This window comes from Streptomyces sp. NPDC045956 (assembly GCF_056430705.1).
In genome coordinates, this window is the sequence record NZ_JBWKKZ010000010.1 from 263,073 (window position 1) to 273,785 (window position 10,713).

1 protein-coding gene is annotated in these 10,713 nt (G+C 75.1%); it reads right to left on the reverse strand.

The genetic code is table 11. From position 1 onward, the window contains the following. Window position 1: 1 nt before the first annotated feature. Window positions 2–10,690, reverse strand: a complete 10,689-nt coding sequence (locus tag AC07FV_RS26070; RefSeq protein WP_479089659.1) for a type I polyketide synthase — start codon at window positions 10,688–10,690, stop codon at window positions 2–4. Window positions 10,691–10,713 lie beyond the last annotated feature (23 nt).

A 10,713-nucleotide genomic window follows, 5' to 3' on the forward strand; every position in this document is an offset into this window, starting at 1 on the left:
CTCAGGCTCCCAGTTCGTTGTCGATGAAGGCGAAGAGGTTGTCGTCGTCCGCCGCGTCGAGGTTTCCGGCGGCGGTGACGAGGCCCGAACCGTCCGCGGTGTCGTGCCGGGCGAGCAGTGCGTGCAGTCGCGAGATCACCCGGCTGCGGGTCTCGTCCCCCGGACCGGTTCCGGCGAGGGCGGCGTCGAGCCGGTCCAGGTCGGCCAGGAGCGCGGCGGGGCCGGACTCGGCGCTCTCGACGACCAGTTGGTCCAGCAGGTGATCGGCCAGGCGACTGGCGGTCGGGTGGTCGAAGACCAGCGTGGTGGTCAGTCGCAGGCCGGTGGCGGCGCTGAGCTGGTTGCGGACCTCGATCGCGCTGAGCGAGCTGAACCCCAGGTCGACGAAGCCCGTCTCGGGATCGACGGCCTCGGCGGAGGCGTGTCCGAGGACGGCCGCCGCGTGGCCGCGGACCAGGTCGAGCACCACCTGCCGCCGCTCGGACGCATCGAGGGGGGCCAGACGCGCGCTGAGCGACGGCGCCTCCGGCCTCTCCCCCTCGGCCGCCCGCCGGACCGGCGGTGGAACGAGGGTGCGCAGCAGCGCGGGCACCGCGACGCCGTCCCCGCGGGCCCGCAGGGCGGCCAGGTCCAGACGTGCCGCCACCAGGTGGGCGCGGCCGGCGGTGAGGGCGGCGTCGAGCAGGGTGAGGCCGTCCTGGTCGGACAGGGCGGTGCCGCTGCCGGTCGCGTCCTCGCGTGCGGCGTCGGCGAGGTGGCCGGTCATGCCGGTGCCCGTGGCCCACATGCCCCAGCCGATGGAGAGGGCGTCCCCGCCCCGGGCCCGGATCCGGGCGGCCAAGGCGTCCAGAGTGGCGTTGGCGGCGGCGTAGTTGGCCTGGCCGGCCGGCCCGAAGGTGCCGCCGGCGGAGGAGAAGAACACGAACAGTTCGGCCCCGGTCAGTCTGCTCAGGTGGAGCGCCGCGTCGGCCTTGGGACGCAGTACGGCCGCGACGCGCTTGGGCGTCATCGACTCGAGGACTCCGTCGTCGAGGACGCCCGCCGCGTGCACCACGGTGGCGATCCGGCGGCCGGTGAGCACCTCGGCGAGGCGGTCCGCGTCGGCGGTGTCGCAGGCCACGATGTCGGCCCGTGCGCCGAGCGCGGCGAGGTCGGCGGCGAGGTCGGCGGCTCCGGGGGCGTCCGGGCCGGAGCGGCTGAGCAGGAGCAGGTCGGTGATGCCGTGGGCGGTGGCGAGGTGCCGGGCCACCAGGCCGCCGAGGACGCCGGTGCCGCCGGTGACCAGGACGGTTCCGGCGGGCAGCGCGGGCTCGCCCGCGGGCCGGGCCCGCACCAGGCGCGGCACCAGCAGGGAACCGCCGCGCAGGGCGGTCTCCGGCTCGCCGGGGACGAGTGCCTCGGCGAGTCCGGTGAGGTCGCCGTCGGTGTCGACGAGGACGAAGCGGCCGGGGTGTTCGGCGTGTGCCGACCGCAGCAGTCCCCGGGCGGCCGCGCCGGGCAGATCGGTGATGTCCTCACCGTCCCGTACGGCGACGGAACCGCAGGTGAGCAGCGCGATGCGGGACGCGTCGAAGCGCCGGTCCGCGAGCAGGGTCTGCGCCGCGTCGAGGACCTCGGCCACCCGCTCGTGCACCGTCTGCGGGTCGTCCTCGTCCGGCGTTCCCACCCCCGAGAGGAGGACGACCTCGGGCACGTTCATCCCGGCGTCGGCGTAGGCGAGCAGCGCGGCGGTGTCGGCGTGCCACTCGACGGCGAAGTTCTCCTCGGCCAGGTGGTCGGCGGCGCCGAGGACGTCGCCGCCGACCACGGCCCAGGACGCGGGGAAAGGGCCGGGTGCGGCGGACGTCCAGTCGGTGGTGAACAGCGCGTCGCCGGGCCCGTTCGCGGAGGCCAGCTGGGCCGCGGAGACCGGTCGGAGGTCCAGCGACTCGACATGGAGTACCGGGGCGCCGGTGGTGGTCACGGCCTCCAGGCGTACGGCCTCCCGCTCGGCGGAGCGGCTCAGCCGGACCCGCAGTTCGGTGCTGCCCGCCGCGTGCAGGGTGACGCCCTGCCACGCGAAGGGGATCAGTACCCCGCCGGTGCCGGGAAGGAGCCCGCCGGCTCCGATGGCGTGCAGGGCGGCGTCGAAGAGGGCGGGGTGGACGGAGAACCCCTCGGCGCCGGCGCGGGCGTCCTGAGGGAGCGTGACCTCGGCGAACACCTCGTCGTCCCGCCGCCAGACGGAGCGCAGGCCCCGGAAGGCGGGACCGTAGCCGTACCCGCTGTCGGCGGCGGGCTCGTAGAACCCGGCCAGGTCGACCGGTTCGGCGTCCGTGGGCGGCCACGGGACCGGCTCCGGTACGTGGCCGGACGGGTCGGCGGCACGCACGGTGCCCCTCGCGTTGCGGGTCCAGGGCCCGTCGTCACCCTCCAGGCGGGAGTAGACGGTGAGGGAGCGCGTGCTCTGCGTCGGGACACTGTCCGCGACGACGACCTGCAGGATGACCGCCCGTCCCTCGGGCAGGGTGAGAGGAGCCTCCAGGGCGAGGTCGTCCAGGTGCGGGCAGCCGGCCGCCGTGCCGGCCCGGACGGCCAGTTCGGCCAGTGCGGTGCCGGGGAGCAGGACGGTGCCGAGCAGGACGTGGTCGGCGATCCACGGGTGGGTGTCCGCGGCGATCCGTCCGGTGAGCAGCACGCCGTCCGTCCCGGCCACGGGAACCGCCGCGCCGAGCATCGGGTGGTCGGCGCGGTCGAGGCCCATGGCGGAGACATCGGCGGGCAGCGTCCTGGTCTCGGGCCAGAAGCGGTCCCGCTGGAACGGGTAGGTGGGCAGCTCGACGCCGCTGCCGGTGCGGTCCGCCAGTACGCGCGTCCAGTCGACGGGGGCGCCGTGCACATGGGCCTCGGCCAGCGCGGTCACCCAACGCCGCACACCCCCCTCACCACGCCGCAACGTCCCCAGCACCACCCCCGCACCACCGGCCGCCTCGATGCTCTCCTGCACCCCCACAGCCAGCACCGGATGCGGACTGACCTCAACGAACAGCGAGCGCCCCTCAGCCAGCAGCGCACGCGTGACCTCCTCGAACCGCACCGTGTTGCGGAGATTTCCGTACCAGTAGTCGGCGTCCAGCGCGGCGGTGTCCATCCGCTCACCGGTGACCGTCGAATGGAACGGCACCACGGAGGAAACAGGAGTGACCGGGGCCAGGTCCTCCAGCAGCCGCCCGTGGATCTGTTCCACCTGCGCACAGTGCGAGGCGTAGTCCACGGGGACCCGCCGCGCTCTGATGCCCTCCGTCTCGCAGTGCGCGAGCAACTCCTCCACCGCGCCCGCCTCACCGGACACCACCGTGGAACCCGGCCCGTTGACCGCCGCCACCGACAACCCCGGCCACCGTGCCGCCAGCTTCTGCGCCTCCAGGACGGGCACCGCCAGGGACACCATCCCGCCCTGTCCTGCCAACTCCCGGGCGATCGCGCGCGCCCGCAGCGCCACCACGCGCGCCCCGTCCTCCAAGGACAGACCCCCGGCGACCACCGCCGCCGCGATCTCCCCCTGGGAATGCCCCACCACCGCCGCCGGCACGACCCCGACCGAAGCCCACAGCTTCGCCAGCGACACCATCACCGCCCACAACACCGGCTGGACCACCTCCACTCGCTCCAGCCCGGCACCCTCACCCCGCACCACCTCCCGCAGCGAGAAATCGGTGAACGGCTCCAACGCCCTCCCACACTCCACCATCGCCTCGGCGAACACCGGCTCCCGCTCCCACAACTCCGCGGCCATCCCCGCCCACTGCGACCCCTGCCCCGGAAACACGAACACCGGAGACACCCGCGAACGCGCCACACCCCGCACCACACCCGGATGCGCCACACCCCCCGCCAACGCCCCCAACCCACCCACACGATCCGGCCCCACCACCACCGCACGGTGCTCCAACACCGCGCGTCCGGTGGCCAGTCGCCACGCGGCGTCTTCGGGGTCCGTTTCGTCCGCCACGGCGAGGAGCCGGGCGGCCGACTCCTGGAGGGCGGCCGCGCTCTTGCCGGACAGGAGCCAAGGCGGCACCGGGAGAGCGGGCCGCGCCGGCACGCTGTCGTCGCCGGGCTCGGGTGAGGGTGCCGGTGCCGGTGCGCGGTATTCCTCCAGCACCACGTGCGCGTTGGTGCCGCTGATACCGAAGGAGGAGACCGCGGCGCGGCGCGGCTGCTCCCCGCTCGGCCACTCCAGCGGCTGGGTGAGCAGTTCGACGGCCCCGGAGGACCAGTCCACGTGCGGGGTGGGCTCGTCCGCGTGCAGGGTGCGCGGCAGCACCCCGTGCCGCAGCGCCTGCACCATCTTGATCACACCACCGGCACCCGCCGCGGCCTGCGTGTGCCCGATGTTCGACTTCAGCGACCCCAGCCGCAAGGGCCGGTCGGCGGGCCGGTCCTGGCCGTAGGCGTTCAACAGCGCCTGCGCCTCGATCGGATCGCCCAGGGTGGTGCCGGTGCCGTGCGCCTCCACGACGTCGATGTCGGCAGGGGTCAGCCGGGCCGCGGCCAGCGCTGCACGGATGACGCGTTCCTGCGAGGGGCCGTTCGGCGCGGTCAGGCCGTTGGACGCGCCGTCCTGGTTGACCGCGGAACCGCGCACCACCGCCATGACCTCGTGCCCGTTGCGGACGGCGTCCGAGAGGCGCTCCACCAGCAGCACACCGACGCCCTCGGCCCAGCCGGTGCCGTCGGCGTCCGCGGAGAACGAGCGGCAGCGGCCGTCGGACGCGAGGCCGCGCTGCCTGCTGAAGTCGACGAAGACGCCCGGGGTGGAGAGCACCGTGACGCCGCCCGCCAGCGCCATGTCGCACTCGCCGTTGCGCAGCGCCTGGCAGGCCAGGTGCAGGGTGACCAGGGACGACGAGCAGGCGGTGTCCACGGTCATGGCCGGGCCCTCGAGTCCGAAGGTGTAGGACACCCGGCCGGCCAGCACGCTGCCCGCGGTGCCGGTGCCGAGGTAGCCCTCGACCCCCTCCGGCAGCACGGTCACGGTGGCGCCGTAGTCGTGGTACATGAGTCCGGCGAACACTCCGGTGGAGCTGCCGCGCAGCGAGGTCGGGTCGAGTCCGGCCCGTTCGAAGGCCTCCCAGGAGGCTTCCAGCATCAGCCGTTGCTGGGGGTCCATCGCCAGCGCCTCGCGCGGTGAGATGCCGAAGGGCACGGGGTCGAAGCGGTCCGCGTCGTGGACGAAGCCGCCCTGGAGAACGTAGGACTTGCCGGCCGCGTCGGGGTCGGGGTCGTAGAGGGCCGTGGTGTCCCAGCCGCGGTTGTCCGGGAAGGGACCGATGGCGTCGGAGCCCGTCGCCACCAGGCGCCACAGGTCCTCGGGGCTGTTCACCTCGCCGGGGTAGCGGCAGCTCATCCCGACGATGGCGATGGGCTCGTCGCTGCCGACGGTGCGGTCGGCCCGCGCCGGAGCCGCGGTGTCCGCCCCGATCAGGCGGGGCAGCAGGTGGGCCACCAGGGCCTGCGGGGTGGGGTGGTCGAAGACGAGGCCCGCGGACAGCCGCAGTCCCGTCACGGCGCCGAGGCGGTTGCGCAGTTCCACGGCGGTCAACGAGTCGAAGCCCAGGTCCTTGAACGGCTTGTGGTCCTCGATCGGCTCCGCGCCGGTGTGCCCGAGGACACCGGCGACCTCGGACCGCACCACCTCGGTGAGCAGTTCGGTCCGTTCGGCCTCGCCGAGGCCGGCGAGGCGTTCGCCCAGCGGGGAGGCGGCACCGCGCACCGCACGCCCCGCCTCGGGCAGGACGCGGCGGGTGACCAGACCCCGCAGCAGGGGCGCCACCCCGGCCGGGTCGCGGTCCGCTGCCTCCCGCAGCTCGGCGAGGTTCAGGCGGAGGGCGACCAGGTGCGGGGTGTCGCCCGTCCGGACGGCGTCCAGGACGGCCAGTGCTTCGTCGGTGGCCAGCGCGGAGCCCACCCGCCGGATCCTGGCCCGTCCCGTCTCGTCAAGACCGGCGGAGATGCCGGAGGTCTCCGCCCACAGGCCCCAGCCGACGGAGACGGCGCCCGGCCTGCGGCGGGCGACGGCGTCCAGGACCGCGTTCGCCGCCGCGTAGCCGGCCTGGCCGGGGGACCCGAAGGTCGCCGAGGCGGAGGAGAACAGCACGAACAGGGAGACGTCGCCGACCAGGTCGTCCAGGTGCAGCGCGGAGGCCGCCTTGGCGTCCAGCACCGCGTCGAGCCGGTCAGGGGTCAGGGAGGTGACCACGCCGTCGTCCACGATGCCGGCGGCGTGCACCACCCCGGTCAGCGGTCGGTCGGCGGGGATGCCGGCGAGTACCTCGGCGAGCGCCTCGCGATCCGCCACGTCGCAGGCGAGGGCACGGGCGCGGGCCCCCAGGGCGGCCAGCTCGGCGATCAGTTCGTCGGCCCCGGGTGCTTCGGGGCCGCGTCGGCTCACCAGCAGCAGGTCGCGGACGCCGTGCCGGGCGGCCAGGTGCCGGGCGACACGGCCGCCCAGGACGCCGGTGCCGCCGGTGACGAGTACCGTGCCGTGTGCCTCCGCCGGGTCCGGCGCGACGGGGGGAACGGCGGCGCGGACGAGGCGGGGGGCGCACAACCGGCCGTCACGTAGGGCGAGTTGCGGCTCGTCGGCCTCCGGCAGGCCGGTGACCGGTGTGCAGCCTTCGGACGGGTCGAGGTCGAGCAGGACGAAACGCCCCGGGTGCTCGGACTGCGCGCTGCGCACCAGTCCCCACACCGCGGCGGCGGCCGGGTCGACGGGGGTGTCCCCGGCGGGCACGGCGCCTCGGGTGAGCAGGACGAGACGGGAGGCGGCGAAGCGCTCGTCGGCGAGCCAGGTCCGCACGTACTCCAGGGCACGGTGGGCGGCGCGGCGGACCGCGGCGGGCCCGTCCAGGGTCACCGGGCCGTCAGGGTCCCCGGGGTCCGTGTCGGTGTGGACGGCGACGAGGGCGGGGGGCTCGGCCAGGGCCGCCAGTCCGCTCGCGCCGGTGACCAGCGTCCACGGGGCGTCCGGGCCTGAGGCGGGCAGGGCGGTCCACTCGACGCGGAAGAGCGTGTCGGGCGGGATCCGGCCCTCCACGGGCGCCGCCGGACGCAGCACCAGGGACTCCACGGAGGCGACCGGTCGTCCCGTAGGGTCGGCGAGTTCCAGCGAGACGGCGTCCGTCCCGGTGGGGGTCAGGCGTACGCGCAGGGCGGTGGCGCCCTTGGCGTGCAGGGTGACGCCGGACCAGCTGAACGGGATCCGGACGGCCGGGTCCTGCCGCGAGGGGCCGCTCAGGGCCGCGCAGTGCAGGGCGGCGTCGAAGAGCGCGGGGTGCAGGTCGAAGCCGGCGGCGTCCGGGGCGGTCGCGCCGTGGGCCGGGACGGGCAGCGCCACGTCGGCGTACACCGCGCCGTCGGGGGCGCGCCAGGCGCCGCGCAGCCCTTGGAAGAGGGGCCCGTAGTCGAGGCCGGCGGTTGCCGCGGTGGCGTAGAAGTCGTCCAGTACCACCGGTTCGGCGTCGCGCGGCGGCCACTCGGCCAGGGTGTCGTCGCCCGCCGTCGGACGGGCCGGGGTCAGGACGCCGGTGGCGTGCCGGACCCAGCCGCCGTCGGTGTCCACGGTCCCGTCGGTCTCGTCGGGGCGGGTGTAGAGGGCGATCTCCCGGGCGCCGTCCGCCAGCGGGGGGCCCACCTCCGCCTGGATCCGGAGACCGCCCGCCTCGGGCAGGTGCACCGGGGTGTCCAGGGTCAGCTCGTCCACCACGGCGCAGCCCACCTGGCTGCCGGCGTGCAGGGCGAGGTCGACGAGCGCGGTGCCCGGGACGAGTACCGCGCCGAGCACCCGGTGGTCGTCGAGCCAGGGGTGGGTGGCGCGGGAGAGCCGGCCGGTGAGCACGAGGCCCCCGTCACCGGCCACCGAGACGAGCGCCCCCAGCAGGGGGTGTCCGGCGCCGCTCAGGCCGACCGTCCTGAGGTCGGTCGGGCTGGTGAGGGTCGGCCAGTAGCGCTGCCGCTGGAAGGCGTAGGTGGGCAGGTCCACCCGGCGCGGACTCCACGGTTCCAGGACGGCCGCCCAGTCGGGGTCGAGCCCGGCGACGTGCAGCCGCGCGACGGCCCGCAGCAGGCTGTCCGTCTGGTCGCGGCCTTTGCGCTGGAGCGGAACGGTGACGGCGGTGTCGTCCTGGGCGCCGATCAGGGCGCTGAGCAGTCCGTCGGGGCCCACCTCGACGTACCGGGTGACGCCCTGGCGTGCCAGTTCCCCGGCGGTGTCGGCGAACCGGACGGTCGAGCGGACCTGAGCGACCCAGTGCTCCCAGGTCGTCGGGTCGCTGTCGGGGCCGACGGTGGAGACCAGCGGGATCGTCGGCGGGTGGTAGGTCAGGTCGCGGGCGGTCGCGGCGAACGCGTCGAGCATGGGTTCCATCAGGTGCGAGTGGAAAGCGTGCGAGACCGCGAGCCGCTTGACCTTGCGGCCCTGACCGCGCAGCCGTTCCTCCAGCGCGCCGATGGCGCGGGCGTCACCCGAGACCGTCAGGGACGTCGGCCCGTTGACCGCCGCGAGGTCCACGCCCTCGGGCAGTTCGATCTCGCCCTCGGCCGCCTCGACGGCCAGCATCGCGCCGCCCTCGGGCAGGTCCTCCATCAGCCGGCCGCGGGCCGCGACCAGACGGCAGGCGTCGTCCAGCGACAGGATGCCCGCGACGTGGGCGGCGGCCAGCTCGCCGATCGAGTGGCCCGCCAGTACGTCGGGGCGCAGGCCCCACGACTCGGCCAGCCGGAAGAGGCCGACCTCCACGGCGAACAGGGCCGGCTGGGTGTGGACGGTGCGGTCCAGCGCGGCGCCGTCCTCGAAGACGACCTCCTTGAGTGGCCGCTCGCCGCCGACCTTCCGGCACACCGTGTCGAAGACCTCGGCGAACACGGGGAAGGTGGCGTACAGGTCACGCGCCATGCCCGCGTGCTGCGCGCCCTGCCCGGTGAACAGGAAGGCGGTCAGGCCGGGCCGTACGGCGTCGATCAGCACGTCGGGCCCGGTGCGGTCCTCTTCGACGTCCCGCAGGCCGGTCCGGGCGTGCTCCGGGTCGGTGGCGAGGACGACGGCGCGGTGCTCGTGGGACCGGCGGGTCGCGCCGAGGGAGTGGGCGAGGTCGACGAGTTCGGTGGCGGCACCCGCCCCGTCGAGGAAGGTGCGCAGCCGTTCGGCCTGGGCCGTCAGGGCCGGCGCGGTCCGGCCGGACACCGGCAGCGGCACCGTGCCGGGGGCGGGCCGGCGGGTCGCGGGCCCCTCGGCGGGGGCGTCGACGGGTGCCTCGGCGGGGGCTTCCTCCAGGATGACGTGCGCGTTGGTGCCGCTGATGCCGAAGGAGGAGACGGCTGCCCTGCGGGGCTGTTCTCCGGGTTCCCAGGGCTGCTCCCCGGTGAGCAGTTCGATGCGGCCGGAGGACCAGTCCACGTGCGGGGTGGGCACGTCGGCGTGGAGGGTGCGGGGCAGCACGCCGTGGCGCATCGCCAGCACCATCTTGATCACGCCGGCGGCTCCGGCGGCGGACTGGGCGTGGCCGATGTTGGACTTCAGCGAGCCGAGCCACAGCGGTCGGTCCCGGTCCCGGCCGTAGGTCGCCAGCAGCGCCTGCGCCTCGATGGGGTCGCCGAGCGTGGTGCCGGTGCCGTGCGCCTCGACGGCGTCGACCTGGTCGGGCGTCAGGCGGGCGTCGTCGAGCGCGGCGCGGATGACACGTTCCTGGGCCGGACCGCTGGGGGCGGTGAGGCCGTTGGAGGACCCGTCCTGGTTGACCGCGCTGCCGCGGATCAGCGCGAGCACCGGGTGGCCGTTGCGGCGGGCGTCGGAGAGCCGCTCGACGAGCAGTACGCCGACGCCCTCGCTCCAGCCGGTGCCGTCCGCGTCGGCGGAGAACGCCTTGCACCGGCCGTCGGAGGCCAGGCCGCCCTGACGGTTGAACTCGTGGAAGGCGATCGGGTGCGGCATGACGGTGACCCCGCCGGCGAAGGCCATGGAGCAGTCACCGGCGCGGATGGACTGGGCCGCCAGGTGCAGGGCGGTCAGCGACGAGGAGCACGCGGTGTCCACACTGACGGCGGGCCCCCGCAGGCCCAGGGTGTAGGCGATACGGCCGGAGAGTACGGCGGTGGCGCTGCCGGTGAGCTGGTAGCCCTCGGTACCGGCCATGCCCGCCTGCATGTTGATGCCGTAGCCCTGCCCGGTGGTGCCGATGAACACACCCGTACGGGAGCCGCGCAGTGTGTCGGGATGGATTCCGGCTCGCTCCACCGCCTCCCAGACCGATTCCAGGACGAGCCGCTGCTGCGGGTCCATGGCCAGGGCCTCGCGCGGGTTGATGCCGAAGAACGCGGGGTCGAACATGCCCGCGTCGTGCAGGAAGCCGCCCTGGGCCGCCTCGGGGGCCGCGACGCCCTCGGCTCCCACCAGCGGACCGTCGTCCCAGCCTCGGTCGCCGGGGAACGGGGTGACGGCGTCCGTGCCGGAGGCGAGCAGCCGCCAGAGGTCCTCGGGCGAGCGCACGCCGCCGGGCAGGGTGCAGGCCACCGACACCACGGCCATGGGCTCGTGCTCCTGCGACTCGGCCTCGCGCAACCGCCGGCGCGTGTCGTGCAGTTCGGCGATGGCGCGGCCGAGGTAGTCACGGAGCTTGTGCTCGGTGGGGCTCTTGCTCGCTTCGGTCGTCATCGTGCTCTCCTGCGGGGGTCTTG

What these genes read in the sequence shown, in the direction of transcription:
- AC07FV_RS26070 (WP_479089659.1), bottom strand. Translation starts at nt 10,690, where the DNA reads ATGACGACCGAAGCGAGCAAGAGCCCCACCGAGCACAAGCTCCGTGAC.